The 15,549-nt window shown below is 70.9% G+C and carries 15 protein-coding genes; 8 read left to right on the top strand and 7 right to left on the bottom strand.

All coding sequences use genetic code 11. The annotated features are described in order from the left end of the window. Positions 1-103: 103 nt before the first annotated feature. Complete coding sequence (locus ACIA73_RS00905) at positions 104-922, bottom strand: alpha/beta fold hydrolase (protein WP_399436075.1); 819 nt, start codon at positions 920-922, stop codon at positions 104-106. Positions 923-1,049: 127 nt separating this feature from the next. Continuing rightward, the gene (locus ACIA73_RS00900; RefSeq protein WP_399436074.1) at positions 1,050-1,940 is read right to left on the bottom strand and encodes an NAD(P)-dependent oxidoreductase; all 891 of its coding nucleotides are present in this window, start codon (positions 1,938-1,940) and stop codon (positions 1,050-1,052) included. Here ACIA73_RS00900 and ACIA73_RS00895 point away from each other — a divergent pair. The 5 genes from ACIA73_RS00895 to ACIA73_RS00875 all read left to right on the top strand — a co-directional run bounded on the left by ACIA73_RS00895 (position 1,939) and on the right by ACIA73_RS00875 (position 9,305). Continuing rightward, a complete protein-coding gene (locus ACIA73_RS00895) occupies positions 1,939-2,511 on the top strand; it encodes a winged helix-turn-helix transcriptional regulator (protein ID WP_399436073.1) in 573 nt (190 codons plus the stop codon). The genes ACIA73_RS00900 and ACIA73_RS00895 overlap by 2 nt on opposite strands. Before the next feature lie 29 nt (positions 2,512-2,540). Then, positions 2,541-3,359, top strand: a complete 819-nt coding sequence (locus ACIA73_RS00890) for a hypothetical protein (RefSeq protein WP_399436072.1) — start codon at positions 2,541-2,543, stop codon at positions 3,357-3,359. Positions 3,360-3,549: 190 nt separating this feature from the next. Beyond that, complete coding sequence (locus ACIA73_RS00885; protein WP_399436071.1) at positions 3,550-5,745, top strand: PQQ-binding-like beta-propeller repeat protein; 2,196 nt, start codon at positions 3,550-3,552, stop codon at positions 5,743-5,745. Between the two features lie 93 nt (positions 5,746-5,838). Beyond that, on the top strand, positions 5,839-7,458 hold the full coding sequence (locus ACIA73_RS00880) for an FMN-binding glutamate synthase family protein (RefSeq protein WP_399436070.1): 1,620 nt from the start codon (positions 5,839-5,841) through the stop codon (positions 7,456-7,458). Between the two features lie 119 nt (positions 7,459-7,577). Next, complete coding sequence (locus ACIA73_RS00875; protein WP_399436069.1) at positions 7,578-9,305, top strand: thiamine pyrophosphate-dependent enzyme; 1,728 nt, start codon at positions 7,578-7,580, stop codon at positions 9,303-9,305. 41 nt (positions 9,306-9,346) lie between these two features. Here ACIA73_RS00875 and ACIA73_RS00870 read toward each other — a convergent pair whose 3' ends face one another. The 5 genes from ACIA73_RS00870 to ACIA73_RS00850 all read right to left on the bottom strand — a co-directional run bounded on the left by ACIA73_RS00870 (position 9,347) and on the right by ACIA73_RS00850 (position 13,148). Beyond that, positions 9,347-10,102 carry a translation initiation factor IF-2 gene (locus ACIA73_RS00870; RefSeq protein WP_399436068.1) on the bottom strand — a complete coding sequence of 252 codons (756 nt, stop codon included), beginning with the start codon at positions 10,100-10,102 and terminating at the stop codon, positions 9,347-9,349. Further along, on the bottom strand, positions 10,096-10,884 hold the full coding sequence (locus ACIA73_RS00865) for a hypothetical protein (protein WP_399436067.1): 789 nt from the start codon (positions 10,882-10,884) through the stop codon (positions 10,096-10,098). Before ACIA73_RS00865 ends, ACIA73_RS00870 begins: the two co-directional genes overlap by 7 nt. Next, positions 10,868-12,121, bottom strand: a complete 1,254-nt coding sequence (locus ACIA73_RS00860; RefSeq protein WP_399436066.1) for a hypothetical protein — start codon at positions 12,119-12,121, stop codon at positions 10,868-10,870. Before ACIA73_RS00860 ends, ACIA73_RS00865 begins: the two co-directional genes overlap by 17 nt. A 101-nt stretch (positions 12,122-12,222) precedes the next feature. Continuing rightward, complete coding sequence (locus ACIA73_RS00855; protein ID WP_399436065.1) at positions 12,223-12,660, bottom strand: TY-Chap domain-containing protein; 438 nt, start codon at positions 12,658-12,660, stop codon at positions 12,223-12,225. After that, positions 12,657-13,148 (bottom strand): DUF6301 family protein, encoded by a 492-nt coding sequence (locus ACIA73_RS00850; protein ID WP_399436064.1) that lies wholly within the window; start codon positions 13,146-13,148, stop codon positions 12,657-12,659. The genes ACIA73_RS00855 and ACIA73_RS00850 overlap by 4 nt, the downstream gene beginning before the upstream one ends. Positions 13,149-13,398: 250 nt before the next feature. Here ACIA73_RS00850 and ACIA73_RS00845 point away from each other — a divergent pair, with 250 nt between their 5' ends. The 3 genes from ACIA73_RS00845 to ACIA73_RS00835 all read left to right on the top strand — a co-directional run bounded on the left by ACIA73_RS00845 (position 13,399) and on the right by ACIA73_RS00835 (position 15,502). Continuing rightward, positions 13,399-13,689 carry a hypothetical protein gene (locus tag ACIA73_RS00845; protein ID WP_399436063.1) on the top strand — a complete coding sequence of 97 codons (291 nt, stop codon included), beginning with the start codon at positions 13,399-13,401 and terminating at the stop codon, positions 13,687-13,689. Between the two features lie 171 nt (positions 13,690-13,860). Then, entirely contained in the window at positions 13,861-14,706 is an 846-nt protein-coding gene (locus ACIA73_RS00840; protein WP_399436062.1) for a maleylpyruvate isomerase N-terminal domain-containing protein, read from the top strand. 247 nt (positions 14,707-14,953) lie between these two features. Then, positions 14,954-15,502: a heme-binding protein gene (locus ACIA73_RS00835; RefSeq protein ID WP_399436061.1), complete on the top strand. Its 549-nt coding sequence runs from the start codon at positions 14,954-14,956 to the stop codon at positions 15,500-15,502. The last annotated feature ends 47 nt before the right edge of the window (positions 15,503-15,549 follow it).

The raw sequence follows: 15,549 nt of genomic DNA, 5'->3' as shown, positions 1-15,549 counted from the left end.
TTCTCGTGTCTCAACCGCCGCGCCCGTGCCGGTAACCCCATCACGCCCGGGGACCTGCACACAACAGAGGGCTGCGCGGCGCGCGGAAACACCGGGAGCGGCCTCACGCTTCCGGCTCCGCACGCAGCGACGCCAGGAACGCGCGGACGGGTGGGGCCACGGTGCGGGCGAGGTCCTCGGTGGTCCGGAGTGCGTCGTTGATCGCGGCCTCGGCCAGTCGTCCGTGCGGAAGAGTGCGGACCACTTCCTCGGCGAGCGCCGCGGGATGGCGTGCGTCGGCGCCCGGGAAAACGAGCACCGGCGCGGTGACGGCGGCGAGTTCGCCGACGTCGCGGAACGAGCGGTCGTGGCCGATGGCGGCCGCGGCCACGATGCTCGCGGGGTCCGACCGGGGTATGGCGTCACGCACCATGTCCCCGACGACCGGCGGGAACCCGGCCAGGATCGGCTCCCAGCCCGCCTCGATCCCGTCGGCCTCGACGCGGGCGGCGAACGCGTCCAGGAACCGGATCTCCTCCTCCTTCGCCGCGTCGTCCTCGATGTCCTCGACCCCGATGAGCACGACCGCCCGGACCCGGTCCGGGTGCTCCGCCGCCGTACGGAGCGCGACCGTGGAACCCAGGCCCGCCCCCGCCAGCACGGCGTCGCTCAGGCCGAGTTGATCCAGCAGTCCGAGGAGGTCGCGGACGTACTGGCCCCAGGTGTGACGCCCGGGGTCCCGGCACACGGAGCGGCCGTAACCCCGTATGTCGGGCAGGACGACCCTCCAGCGGTCCGCGAGCAGCCCCGCCAACGGGAGCAGGCTCCGGTGATCGGGCCCGCCGGCGTGCAGGAGGACGAGAGTGCGCTCCTCGCCCGCGGGCCCGGTCAGGGTGGCGTGCAGGGTGCAGTTGTCGGCCGTACGAAAGCTGATCTCTGTCATGCGCCGAAGCTAGATCGCGTACGGCCACGGGCGATACCCGGCAATCCGCCGACCGGTCGCGCGTTTCCGCCGGCCCCCCGGGTGAGGCGGGGCCGTACCCGGTACCCCGGCCGCTCTCACCCAGCACTCAGCCGAGGTCGGTATTCCGGTTGATCTCGACGACCCGCGAGTACGAGTTCTCCGCGAAGCCCGCCGCGATGCCGCGCAGTGCGACCTCGTGGGCGGCCGTGATCACCGACGCGTCGATGCCGCGCGCCTCGGAGGCCTCCCGGACGTGCGCCATGATGGCGGCCGCCGAGCGAAGGTTCGAGCCCTCCGGCGGGTGGTTGCCGGTGTCGATCTGGGTGGCGAACTCGCGGACGTAGTACGGCAGTAGCTCTGCCACGCCCTGTGCGAACGGGGCCAGGTCGCGAGCGGCGACGCCCTCCGTGGCGGCCAGGGTGAAGGCGTGCACGATGCCGGTCATGCCGGTCCAGAACACATCGAGCAGCGCGACGTCGAACGCCGCCGCCCGGGCCGGGTCCTCGCCCAGGTGCACGGCCCTGCCGCCGATCGCGGCGAGCGTCGACTCGTGGGCCGCGTACGCGTCCGCCGGGCCGCTGTGCAGGACGAGGGTGTCGGGCGTGCCGATGAGCTGCGTCGGCACCATGATCGCCCCGTCCAGGTAGGTGATGCCCTGCTTCTCGGCCCACGCGGCGGCGGCCCGGGCGCGCTCGGGGGTGTCGGCGGTGAGGTTGACCAGGGTGCGGCCCTTGAGGGCGTCGGAGTGCGGTTCGAGGATCGCGTGCACCGCGTCGTAGTCGAGTACACAGATGACGACCAGCGGGCTCGCCGCGATGGCCTCGGCGGCCGAACCGGCCTCCAGCGCACCCCGGTTGACCAGCTCGGGGGCCCTGCCAGGGGTACGGTTCCAGAGCGTGGTGGGATGGCCTGCGGCAAGGAAGGCCCCGGCGAGGGACTGGCCCATCGGGCCGAGCCCGAGGACGGTGACGGGCGCCTGGGAAGGGGATACGGACATGGGGGACTCCATGAGGATCGTGGTGGAAGGACCTGGGGGCGCGTCGGAGAGCCCCGCGCCGGTGAGCGTGGGGGATCCGGGTGAATGCGGGGTCGGTGCGGCGGTCGCCGTGTTCGGGGGGAAGTGGAAGCCGTTCGTGATCTGGGTGCTCGCACAGGGGCCGCGCCGTTTCCTGGAGACCAGGCGGCTCGTCACCGGAATCAGCGAAAAGGTGCTGACCCAGCAGCTCCGTGAACTGGAGGCGGACGGCATCGTGCACCGCCGGGCGTACGACGAACTGCCGCCCCGCGTCGAGTACTCACTGACCCCGAAGGGCCGACGCCTCAACGACCTGCTGCAATTGCTGGCCGACTGGGGCGGGGACCACCTGGCGGAACGCGCGATGCCTTCTTCATCGGCGGGATCGGAAGCGGGAATGGACGCAAGCGGAATGGACGCAAGCGGAACGGACGCAAGCGGTATGGACGCAAGCGGTACGGACGCAAGCGGAACGGACCGAAGCGGCCCGAGTGCTTGTCGTGCCTCGACCAGCATCGGCGCCGGCGGCCCGCTGATCAATCACGCACTTTGAGGTGCGTATCCCTCTGGGATCATGACCGCATGTCCGAGACGCACACGAACCCGATGCCGGCCCTGTGGCCGCAGGCGCCGTCCGGGGCCACCGACCGGCTGGCGGAGCTGTGCGGCGAGGACGGCCTCACCGGGTTCATGCCTCCGGCGATGCCTGACGCGGCGTGGGTGCTCAACGCCATGTACGAGTACGAGCCCGAGCACCAGCAGGGGCCGGCCGGTGTGTCGCACCACGAGTACCGCCAGGCACGTCTGGCGGACGGGAGCATCCGGCCCAGTACCGCCAGGGACGTCGATCTCGAAGCCGTGAGCGTCGCCACCGGGGGAGGGCTGGGCCGCGCCCGGCACCCCGGCCCCGGCCGGCGACGGCTGCGCTGGGCCGAACTCGCGCGCCGGACCGGTGACCCGGTCGTCCCCGACGGGCTGATGCCCTCCTACCGCTGTTTTCCCTCGGTCAAGAAGAAGGGCAGTTGGCCGCTGACGGTGATTCCGCCGACCGAGGGGAGTCTGGACCGCGAGACCTGGGTCCAACTGACCTCCCTGCTGGCCGAGTTCAGCGCCGAGGGGCCCGACACGCGCTGCCTGGCCTACTACAGCCCGCTGGTGCTCGGGGCCACCGACTTCGACAACCTCCGCGTGCATACCGGCCGACTCGGCGACGCCGAGATCCTCTACGACCACTCGGAAGCCGACTTCAGCCCGTCCAACCTCTGGGCCGAGGACCGGTCATGGGTCCTGTGCACCGACTACGACCTGTGGGCCACCAAGGTCGCCGGGCCCCCGGCGCTCATCGACGCACTGCTGAACGACTCCTGGACCGAGGCGGTCCGGCTGCCCTGGGCGCACTGATCCGAACGCCCTTGGGCGGGCTCCCGGGGGTGCGGGCTGGAAGGTCTTCCCTGAGGGCGGGCGGAAACGTACGGTGACCTTCCGTGCCGTGCCGTGCTGTGGTCAGTGGTTGCGGCCCGGCGCCGGGCCGGCCGGTCCCGCTCGGTCCGGTCCGGTCGGTTTTGGTCCGGCTGGCTCCAGGGAGGCGTTCGTGGCGTTCGGTGCGGACAGTCCGGGCGTGGTGGGCGAGTACGTGGTGACGGGGCGGCTCGGCAGTGGCGGCATGGGCGTCGTGTACGCGGCGCGCTCGGCGTCCGGGCGGGCGGTGGCGCTGAAGGTGGTGCACGAACAGTTCGCCGAGGACGAGGAGTTCCGCACCCGGTTCCGGCAGGAGGTCGCGGCGGCGCGCCGTGTCAGTGGTGCCTTCACCGCCGCGGTGGTCGACGCGGACCCGGCGGCGGAGCGCCCCTGGATGGCCACCTCCTACATCCCGGGCCCGACGCTCGCGGAGCGGGTCGACGAGCGAGGACCCCTGAACGGGGCTGAGTTGAGACGCCTGGCGATCGGACTCGTCGAGGCGCTGCGCGACATCCACCGGGCCGGGGTCGTCCACCGGGATCTCAAACCGGCCAACATCGTTCTGGGCGCGGACGGGCCCCGGGTGATCGACTTCGGTATCTCGCGGGCTGCCGACGCGCAGACGCTGACCCGGACCGGGCGGGTACTGGGAACCCCGCCGTTCATGTCGCCCGAGCAGTTGATCTCGCCCCAGGAGGTCGGTCCGGCCTCCGACGTCTTTTCGCTGGCGACGGTGCTGGCGTACGCCGCGACGGGGCGCGGCCCCTTCGCGGCGGACAGCCCGTTCGTCACGGCGTACCGGGTGGTCCACGAGGATCCGGGCGGGCTGGACGGCCTCGACCCCGAACTGCGTGACGCCCTCGCCCCGGCATGGTCCAAGGATCCGGAGCGGCGGCCCCCGCTGGTCGAACTGCTGAAATCCTTCAGGGAGTTACCGGAGGTGGGTGGGGAGGACGGAGGGGATGGGGAGGATGGGGTTACGGGGAGTGCGCCCGGTGCCGCGCTTCGAACCTCTCCGGTGGCCGGGTGGCGGGGACGGGTCCGCAGACCGGGGCGGCGGTTCGTGTCCGGATTCGTGGCGCTGGTGGTGGTGGTCAGCACGCTGGTGATCGCGGTGGAGGCGGGCGCGCTGCTGCGGCAGGACCAGGCCGGCCGGGGCGGCGGCACCGGGGTGAAGGACGTGGGGCGGAGGCCGGGGACGTACGCGAATGTGACCGGCACGCTTCCCCGGGGGTTCAAGGGCTGGAGCGCCGCCCTGCCCGACTCCTCCCTCATGCTCTACGACCACTCGAACTGCCTGCCGCGCGGCGACTCCCTGTACTGCGGCACCTCCAAGGTGCTCGCAGCCCGCATCGGGCTGTCCGACGGCCGGATACGCTGGCAGATTCCGCGGAATGCCGACTCGCCGTACGGGAGTCAGCTGACCACCCCGGTCGTCGGGGTCAGCGACCGCACCCTCGTGGTCATGCGCGTGCCGCCCGCCCAGGACTCGTACACCCTGGTCGGTCTCGATGTCGGCAACCGGAAGCAGCGGTGGAGCGCCGACGTCGGCACGGTGGGTTTCACCGCCGCGACGGGAAGCACGGTCGTCGCCTCCCACCCCACGTCGCCCGCCGCACTGCAGGCACGGCACGCCGACTCGGGAAAGGTCCTGTGGACCTTCCGCCCGCCCGAGGAACGGGACACGGCCTGCCAGCCGTTCGCGGCGGGAGCCCGGCTGTACGCCCTCTGCGACCGCCACGGTGTCTCGTCCGTGTACGCGCTGGGCGTCAAGGGGAGCACGGGAGCCCGGCGTATCTACGGGGGCGGCCCCGAGATGCGATTCGTCGGAGCGGACGGCGCGCTGCTGGTCTTCCTCGCCTCGGTGGACGACGTCGGCACGAAGGCCCCGTACCGGAAGGCGATCACGGTGGACACCGGGGCGGGGGAGACGACCGGGACCGGCCGGGGACGTACCCTCGCGCTCGATCAGTTCTCCGGCAGTGCCGTTTCGGTGGGCGCCGGCCGGATCTACTTCGCCCGGCCGGACGGCAAGGTCGCGGCCCTCTCGACGCGCGACGGCCGACAGCTGTGGACCACCACCGTCAGCAAGGACGGGCTTTCCGAGCCGATCGTCGCCGGAGGGCTGCTGCTGGCGTCCACCGCGAGCGGACAGGTGATCGCGCTGGACCTCCGTAACGGCAAGGAACTGTGGGTGACCCGGCGGCACGCCATCCTCCCCACCATGTCCGACCGGCCAGGACGGCTGACGGTCGTGGGGCGGGCCGTCTACGGGACGGCGAGCCAGACGGTCTTCGCCTTCGACGCGGCCCGGCCGCCCAAGGACTGAGCGGCTGGAAGCCTGTGTCAGCCGGATAGCCCATCCGCCGTTCTCAGCCGGACAGCGGACATGAGAGCGCCGTTCACGGTTAACAGATCAGCCATGAAGCGTTTCGGGGCCGTGGGCCTCCTGGTTCTGTGCGCCGCCGCAGCCGTGGTGGCGGCGGTCGTCCTGTCCGCCTGGTGGTGGGCGGCCGCCGCCCCGCTCGCCGGCGCGGCACTGGTCGGACTGTACGACCTGACGCAGCGGCGTCACTCGGTACTGCGCAACTATCCCGTGCTCGGGCACGCGCGCTTCCTCCTGGAGGCGATCCGGCCCGAGCTCCAGCAGTACTTCGTCGAGCGGAGCTTCGACGGCCGCCCCTTCGACCGGGACACCCGGGACATCGTCTACGAGCGGGCCAAGGGCGTGGATGCCGAGGAGCCCTTCGGCAGCGAGCGGGACATGTACAGCCGTGGCTACGAGTTCCTGGTGCCGTCCATGCACCCGGTCGACACGGCCAAGAGCCCGCCCCGGATCCGCGTCGGCGGGCCGGACTGCACACAGCCGTACGACATGGCACTGCTGAACGTCTCCGCGATGAGCTTCGGGTCGCTGTCCGCCAACGCCGTCCTCGCCCTCAACACGGGCGCGGCCCGCGGCGGCTTCGCCCACGACACCGGTGAGGGCGGGCTCTCCGAGTACCATCTCCGGCCCGGCGGCGACCTCATCTGGGAGATCGGCACCGGCTACTTCGGCTGCCGTACCAAGGACGGCGACTTCGACCCCGAGCAGTTCCGCGAGAAGGCCGCGCACCCGGCCGTGAAGTGCGTTTCCCTCAAACTGTCCCAGGGGGCCAAGCCCGGCATCGGAGGCGTGCTCCCCGGCGACAAGGTCAACGCCGAGATCGCCCGGGTCCGTGGCGTCCCACAGGGCGAGACGGTCATCTCACCGCCGTACCACCGGGTGTTCTCCACCCCGCGCGAACTGGTGCGGTTCGTGGCACGGATGCGGGAGCTCGCGGACGGCAAACCGGTCGGCTTCAAGCTGTGCCCCGGATCGCGGGTGCAGTTCCTCGCCGTCTGCAAGGCGATGCTCGCCGAGCACATCACCCCGGACTTCATCGTCGTCGACGGCGCCGAGGGCGGCACCGGCGCCGCCCCTCTGGAGTTCGCCGACCACTTGGGTATGCCCCTGACCGAAGGGCTGGTCACCGTGCACAACGCCCTGGTCGGGGCCGGACTGCGGGAGCGCGTGCGGATCGGCGCGAGCGGCAAGGTGGCCACCGGATCCGACATCGTCAAACGCCTTGCCATGGGCGCCGACTGGACCAACGCCGCCCGCGCCATGATGTTCGCCGTCGGCTGCATCCAGGCCCAGCGCTGCCACACCAACCGCTGCCCCACCGGCGTCACCACCCAGGACCCGCGCCGGGCCCGCGCCCTGGTCGTCGCCGACAAGTCCGAGCGGGTGCACCGCTTCCAGGAGGCGACCGTCGCCAGCGCCCTGCAGATCATGGCCGCGATGGGGGTCAAGGACCCCGCGGACCTCGGCCCGCACCTGCTGCGCCGACGCTCCACCGACGCCGACGACTTCCGCTCCTACGCGGACCTGTACGAGTGGCTGACCCCGGGCCAGCTGATCCCGGGCCGGCTGACCTCGGGCCACCACCTGTTCGCCGCCCCGCCACCGGGTTGGGCGGCGGACTGGAAGGCCGCGGACCCGGACAGCTTCACCGCCTGACCGGACCGGCCCCTTCCCCCTTGATCCATCCACCGCAGCGACGAAGCCGGTCCCCGGGCCGCCCTCGTACCCAGAGCTCTCGTACCCGGAGCCCTCGTACCCGGAAAGGAACCACCCCTATGACACGCACCGTCGGCCGTCTCTTCGCGGACACCCTCGAAGAGCTCGGCGTCCAGCACGTCTTCGGCGTCGTCGGCGACGCGCTCAACCCCCTCACCGACGCGATCCGCACCTCGAAGTCGGTCTCCTGGGTGGGCTGCCGGCACGAGGAGGCCGCCGCCTTCGCCGCCGGTGCCCAGTCACAGCTCAGCGACACGATCGGGGTGTGCATGGGTACGGTGGGGCCCGGCGCCGTCCACCTGCTCAACGGTCTGTACGACGCGGCCAAGAGCGGCACCCCGGTGCTGGCGGTCGCCGGGCAGGTGCCCCTCGCCGAGGTCGGCACCGACTACTTCCAGGAGGTCGACAACGACCTCCTCTTCAAGGACGTGGCGGTCTTCCGCGCCACCGTCACCTCGCCGGAACAGCTGCCCGGTCTGCTGGAGGTCGCCGTCCGCACCGCGATCGGTCGCCGCGGCGTGGCCGTCCTGACCGTGCCCGGCGACATCGGCGACAAGGAAATCCCCCACGACCGTCCCGCCCGCCTGTCCGTCGTCGGCTCCGAGAACCGCCCCGACGACCCCGCCCTCGACGAGGCCGCACACCTGCTCAACGAAGGCGGCAGGGTCACCCTGCTGGTCGGCCGGGGCGCCCGCGAGTCCCGCGAGGACGTACTGGCCCTCGCCGAACGCCTCGGCGCCCCCATGGTCCTCACCCTCAAGGCCAAGGAGGGCTTCGAGGGCGAGAACCCCTACCAGGTCGGCCAGACCGGCCTCATCGGCAACCCGGCCGCCGCCTGGGCGATGGACCACGCGGACACCCTGCTGCTGCTCGGGACCGACTTCCCGTACCGCGACTGGTACCCGGAGGGGAAGAAGGTCGTCCAGGTCGACCGGGTGGCCGAGCACATCGGGCGGCGGGTGCCGGTGGACATCGGGCTCGCCGCCGACGTGGGTCCGACCGTGCGGGGCCTGCTGGCGCGACTCGACACCCGCAAGGACCAGAGCCATCTGGAGTCCGCCCGCAAGAAGTTCACCCAGTGGCGGGAGGGCCAGCAGCGCCTCGCCGAACCCGGGCACGACCGCAAGCTGCTGGGCCGGGTCCGCTCCGCCCTCGACAACCGCTCCCATCTCGTACGCCCGGAAGCCCTCGCCGCCGCCATCGACACCGCCGCCGCCGACGACGCCGTCTTCACCTCGGACACCGGCATGGCCACCGTCTGGCTCTCCCGCTTCGTCGAAATGCGGGGCGAGCGCAGGCTGCTCGGCTCCTACAACCTCGGCTCGATGGCCAACGCCATGCCCCAGGCCATCGGTGCGCAACTCCTCGACCGGGACCGCCAGGTCGTCGCGTTCTGCGGTGACGGCGGCCTGTCGATGCTCCTGGGCGACCTGATGACGATCCGCTCGCAGCAACTGCCCGTGAAGCTCGTCGTCTTCGACAACCGGCGTCTGGGCATGGTGAAGCTGGAACAGGAGCAGGCAGGCCTCCCCGAGTTCGGTACGGAACTGGACAACCCGGACTTCGCCGCCGTCGCCGAGGCGCTCGGCATCACCGGCATCCGCGTGACCCGGGCCCAGGACCTCGCCGACGGCGTACGCCGCGCCTTCGACGCACCCGGCCCGGTGCTCCTGGACGTACTCACCAACCCGGAGGAGATCGCCGTCCCCGCCAAGCCGACGGTGCAGCAGGGCTGGGGATTCGCCATCGCGAAGGTACGGGAGAACCTGAACAGCGCGAGCAACTGAGCCTCGGGCGGCGGTTGGGACGCGCCGGCCGGCCTCCTCGTTCAGTGCGGCGGCGGGAGAGGGTGCAGGGCGTTGCCGACCGTGCAGCCGCCCTCCCCGGGCATCCGCTGGATCCGGGGCGGCACCCACACCTCGGTGGCGCCGGGCTCCACGCGGGCGAGCAGGCAGTCCTGCGGGTCGGAGCGGTTGCCCCGCACGGAGAGGAGGACGCCGACCATGCCGTCGTCCGCCTTCACCTCCGTGCGGATCGGCGGGACCAGGTTCAGGGCGGCGACCGCACGGCGTACCTCGGCCTCGTTCACCCGGCCGCCCTTCGCAACCTTGGGGAGCTTCGCGCGGAGCTCCTGGTGCGGCAGTCGGGGCGGTGCGGGTGGCGGGGCAAAGGCCAGCGGAGGGCCGTCCGGGCAGTCCACCTCATGAGGTTCCTCGCGCCACTTCGTCTCGGGCGACACCCGCACCGTGAAGCAGCGCCGCACGGTGACCTCCTGGGCGTCGAGCCATGGATTGAACGCCGAGCCGGAGGTGCGGACCACCATCTCCAAGCCGTCCCCGTGGTGCGTCGAAGTACCCGTCATGCGCAGAACTTCCACCCCGTCGAGGCCCGCAGTGATGTATCCGGCCTCCGCCGCCGTGCGTACCCGTTGACCGTAGAGTCGTTCGCCCGCCTTCCGGGCCACTTCCTGTGCGGCGTCCGACGCCCGGCCCTCGGAGGACTGCACGGTTCCGCAGCCGGTGGTGAGCGCCAACAGGGCGGCGAGCAGAAGGAGTTGGGGCATACGTCGGCGTCGTATCAGCATGGCTGTATCAGATCGCTCTCGCTGACGGTGTACGTCAGAGCGGGGTAGCCGAAGTCCGTTTCCTGGTTCTCGCGGCGCCGCAGCCGGTAGAACTCGCGACGCTGCTCGTCGTCGGCCGGAGTGAGGCGCGTGCCCGGCGAGAGGTAGGCGGTTTCATCGCGGTACCGCACGAAGGTTTTTGACTTTCGGAACGTGACGCCCAGCCACTGGTTGTCCGTCGGTCGGTGGTTGCCCGTCGCCCGGCCGGGTTTCTCCGCGACGATCCTGTGCCTGAGCCGTCGGTTCGATGCGACCGAGAACGCGACGACGCTGTGGTGGGCGAGGGGGATCTCTAATCTCTCTCCGTCGGGCCCCTTCGATTCGAAGATCAGCTTTCTCAGCGGGCCTGCTTCCGGGTATCGATAGCAGGAGAAGACGGCGATGAACGACTCGTCGGCCAGATCGAGCGCCTGGTCGGAGTGGCCGCCCATGGTGGTGTACGCGTTTGTGTAGCTCTCGATGAGGGCGTTGTTGAAGTCGGCCGAAATCCCCGCCTGTTCCTGGACCTGTCGCGCCAGCCATGCGTGCACCGGCCGGAAACGCTGTGCCGGCCCGCTGTACTGAGTGGTGGTACGCACGAGAGGCACACCACCCGCCTCGTCGACCTTGGTGAGCACGGCGCCGCGCCGTCCCTTTCCCACGTCCTCCAGCTGGGCCGACCCGGAAAGCTCCGCGAAGAGGTTGCCGTCCGTCGGCAGGGCGCACGAGACGATCTCGTCCGAGATCCTAGATTCGGGGGGCAACGTAGTCTCCCGTGTTCATGCTGAAGAGCAATTCGTCGCCGTAGTCGATGAAGGACGAGGTCCTGTTCTCCTCGGCGTACAACCTGCGCAGCTCGTCCATGCCTTCCGGGGTGGGCGGCCCCAACTCCACCGGATTCCCTGCCACTTTGAGGAACGTACGGCCGTCCCTGTGCACCGCTTCGGCGCTCGAACAGCGCACCACGTACCCCAGCCGGGTGGGGAGCAGTTCGGCGGCCAGGGCGGAGGGCCGGATCTCGTGTGTGTACAGGCGGTTGGTGGACAGGGGCATGAAGAACACGGAGCCGGGGTGAAGGGTCACCTCGAACTGCTGGGGGAGCGCGGTCCCGTCACCTTCTTCGGCCGGCTCCGTGAGGCGTTCTCCGGCCGGCTCCTTGAGGCGGAAACGGAGTGTGGTCAGTGCGCTGACACCCTTCACCCCGTGGTCGAAGGCGTCGTCGTCCAGCGGCTGCAGAGCGCCGAGGCCTTCGTAGAAGGTGCAGAAGGCCATGATCCCGTTGGCAGGCATGTCCTTGGTCTTGTCGGCGTGGGCCGAGATCTTGGCCTTGGACTGCTTCCGCCCGGCCGTGGCATGCGTGTTGTGGTAGATCTGCGCGAGGACGTGGTTGAGCGGCGCCTGGTGACGGAATACGGCGGCTGCCTCGCGGTTCAGCGCCTCGACGATGCGTGTGTCGGCCGGGCCGAAGTTCTCGGTCGGCCCCGAGAGGTTCGTGGAGCACCGGAGCAGTCGGAAACGCAGTGCGTCGCCGTCGCGTGTGACGGGTGTCAGGTAGATCCCGCTGCGGTGAGCCGTTCCGGGCTTGGTGGACTCCGTCAGGGACTGGAAGGTGTGTTCCGCGCGGATCCGGCCGAAGTGATCGGCGTCGGGAGCGAAGAAGCGGCGGTAGTACACACCGGCGCCGTGCACCCGCAGGGGGACCCGGCCCAGACCGACAAGAGTCCAGGGTCCGCCGACTCTCCCGTGGTAGCCGGAGGAGAGCTCCCGGACCACGAACACCCGCTCAGCCATACGCAGTTGGCGGTCGCTGATCGCGGATATGTCGCCACCCAGGTAGACCGACTTCCGGGTGAGATCGTGCGCTCCGGAGGCAAGGTCCTCCGGCGTGATGAAGGACCCGAAGAAGTCCTTGACCAAGTCGTGGCCCTGCGACGCCGAAGGCAGCACCAGGACGTTGCCCGCGTCCTCGATGCGGGCTTCCGTCGGCTCTGTTGCATCCATCTGTCGAAACCTGCCCTTCACGGGTCCTGGCGGACTGCTGGAACCCCTCGGGTCTGTCTGGAACCTCAGGTCTGTCTGGAAACTAAGGACTGTCTGGAACCTCAGGACTGTGCGATGAGACCGAGCAACGGGAGGCGCAAGTCGCGGTTCCCGCGCGTCCATGCCCGGTAGACCAGCTCGTCCGGTCCGGCGATCCCGAGCCCGTCGCGCAGCCCCGTCACGGTCATCGCCGCCAGCCGGCGGTAGGCGGCCGAGTCCGACGGCCAGGGCAGCTCGGTGTGCCAGTTGTGCCCGTAGGCGGTGTCCTCGGGGCGGAGCCAGCCCGCCTCGCTGATCAGACGGCTGCCCGCCTCCCCGGCACGTACCGAAGGGCCGAGGTAGTGGTCGCCGACCAGTTCGGCCGACAACGATCCGCTGCTCTGACGGAACTGCGCGAACCGGGCCGCCGCCCCGCCCTCACCGATGATCAGGGTCGATCCGCCGGCCAGCGTGGTCAGTTGCTCGGCCAGCCCCTCGCGAAATCCGCTCCAGTCCGTCACAGCAGCCCCTCCTCGTCCTCGTCCAGCCGTCGGACCTCCTCGTCGAAAGCCAGCCGCTTGTTGGTCGCCAGGTCCAGATACACCGAGGTTCCCGTGTTCTCCAGTACCAGGGTGATCTCGGTGGCCATCTCCCAGTGGATCTCGGCGGGATCGCCCGGCACCCGGACCGCTGGCTCGCCCAGGGCGTCGGAGAGCGCGGTGGCCATCCTGGCGAAGGCGTCGAGGGCTTGATCCCATTGCCCCCGGTAGTCGGTCAGCCGCAGCCGGACCCGGTCCGTCGTCTCCTCCCGCCGCGCCTTCTCCTGGCGGGTCGCCGCACGGCCCGTCTCCTCGAACCCCGTGTCGAGTACGTCCCATCGCGGCCGGATCATCATGGACCGCCGGGCGAACGACGACGGCCGCCGCCCGCTCGGCGAGGTGTCCCACTCCCAGGTGCAGTCCAACGACCGCAACCGTGAAGCCAGTTCGACCACTTCGGTGTTGCTCAACGCACGCCATTGCGTCATACGCCGCCGGAGGTACGAGACGCTCGGGCCTCGCATCCCCGCCCCCCTCCCGCTTCCTGTGGCCGCTCCGCGCACCACTGACTTTCCGCTGATCCTGGCACACCGCCGAACGCGGCCCGAAGGCGCTCCTTCCCGGAGGCCGGCACCGGTGGGTCAAGTGGTCAGGTGCGCGTACGGCCACCCGAAGGGGTGCATCTTGTTTCAGGGCCACCCCGGCGTCGTTGATCAGGGCATGCAACAGACGCAGGAACAAGCCGCCCGTGACCGCCCGCAGCCTCCGGCCCCGGTCTGGACGCCCGTACCGCCCCCCGAGCGCCAGGGAGAGGCCGGTACTCCGATCTACGACGCCCTGGTGGCCGTATGGCAGCAAAGGGGGCGCCAACTCCCTCGGCCCGCCGCCGCGTTCGGCGCGGAGGGTGCCGGGAGTGCGGGCGTACCGGCAGCGGTGTCCGGTGCGCTGGTCCCCGTGACCCACCGGTCCGGCTGGTGGGCGGAACGGCCTGACCCGCACGCCCCTCGATGAAGGGCCGTGCACCGCATGCAGGTGAATCGTTTTGTCAACTGCCCCGCGAACGCAGGTGGTTGGCCCCGCAGGTCCGCGCACCGGGACGATCCCAGGCCCTGTCGCACCCCGGCTACCAAGCGGTAACCTTCGGGCTCGACCGCAGCCTGGGGGAGTGGCATGGGCACCGTCATGACGTTCGATCCCGTCGTCGAACACGAGAAGACCCGCGCCGCACTGCGGGCCGCTGCAGCCCGGCTCGTCCGGCTGCTGCGCGAAGCCCCGGACCTGCATGCGGCCTCCGGCCTCCCGGCGTGGACGGTGGGCGACGTCGGCGCGCACCTTGCGTCCGTCTTCCTCGCGTACGGCGCGGGCTTCACCGATGACGCCGTGGAGTGGGGTCACGTCCTGCCGCCCCAGGAAGGGACGCTCACCGAGCGGATCGCGGCGCTGAACGCCCATTCCGTCGGTCTCGTCACCGGTGCCGAACGCGCACGGATCGGCGACGTGGTGGCCGAGCGGGGCGAAACCTTCCTGCGGGCCACCGAGGGGCTGGACCCGGAGACCTTGGTCGCCACGCCCTGGTACGGGCCGCAGAGGACGGTCACGCTGGCCGCGGCGACCGCAATGGTGCTCAGCGAGAGCCTCGTGCACGGCCTGGACATCGCGCGCGGTGCCGGACTGCCGTGGCGGATCGGCCCGGACGAGGCGTGTCTGGTGCTGGGGCAGGCGATGCCGACGATGATGCGGCTGGCACTGGATCCGGAGAAGGCGCGGGGCGTCAGCATGGCGTTCGACCTCGCGGTCAAGGGCGGGCCGCGGCTCGCGATCGTCGTGGCCGACGGGACGGTGACGGTGACCCGCGACGCCCCGCCGCGTGTCTACGACTGCCGGCTCACGGTGTCGCCGACCGCGTTCCTGCTGGTCTCCTTCCGGCGTACGCCGATGTGGCAGGCCATCGCGCGCGGCCGGATGCGGGCCGGCGGGCGCAGGCCGTGGCGTGCGTTGCGGCTCGCCGGACTCCTCGCCAACCCCTGATCCCCTGACGTGCTTGCCCGCCCCGCAGAAGAAGGCTCTGAGCTGCTAAAACGGCTCCCGTATCAACCGATCGGCTGATACGGGTGTCAGCTGTCGGGCGCGCCGGGGAGAGCCCGCAGGCCGACCGGGGGGCGCTGGACGCACCGCCAGGATGGATACCAGAGCGGGAACGCAGCAGACAGCTTCCCGAGCCACCCCGGGCGGAGCTCCCCCAGCCTCCCCGGTCGATCGCTGAGGAGCGAACATCATGAAGCAGATGTCCCTGCGCACCCGTGTCCTGACCGGTTCCGTCGCCGCCGCCGCGCTCGCCGCAGGCACCTTCGGCGCCGTCTCCGCCAACGCCGCCACCCCGACCGCCGCGGTCGCCAAGGCCGACGCCACGGACAAGAACACGACGCAGTCCACCCACCTGACGATCGAGGCCGCCACCAAGGCCGCGCAGGCCTCGCTGGACGCCGCGAAGAAGGAGAACCAGCGTGTCTCCGTCGCCGTCGTGGACCGCAACGGCAACACCATCCTGACCCTCCGCGGCGACGGCGCCGGCCCGCAGTCCTACGAGGCGGCCGAGAAGAAGGCGTTCACCGCCGTCTCCTGGAACGCCCCGACCTCGGAGCTGACCAAGCGCCTGGAGCAGGCCCCCACGCTCAAGGACATCCCCGGCACCCTGTTCCTCGGCGGCGGCGCCCCCGTCACCGTGAAGAACGCCCCGGTCGCGGGCATCGGCGTGGCCGGCGCCCCGAGCGGCGACCTGGACGAGAAGTTCGCCCAGGCGGGCGTCGCCTCCCTCGCGAAGTAGTCCGTCGCACCCGGCAGGCCCGGGGCCCAGCAGGTCACAAGACCCGG

The sequence above is a fragment of the Streptomyces sp. NPDC051561 genome, assembly GCF_044454195.1.
Classification (GTDB): Bacteria; Actinomycetota; Actinomycetes; order Streptomycetales; family Streptomycetaceae; genus Streptomyces.
Note: the sequence above shows the minus strand (reverse complement) of the source record. Positions and strands in the feature narration are given on the sequence as shown.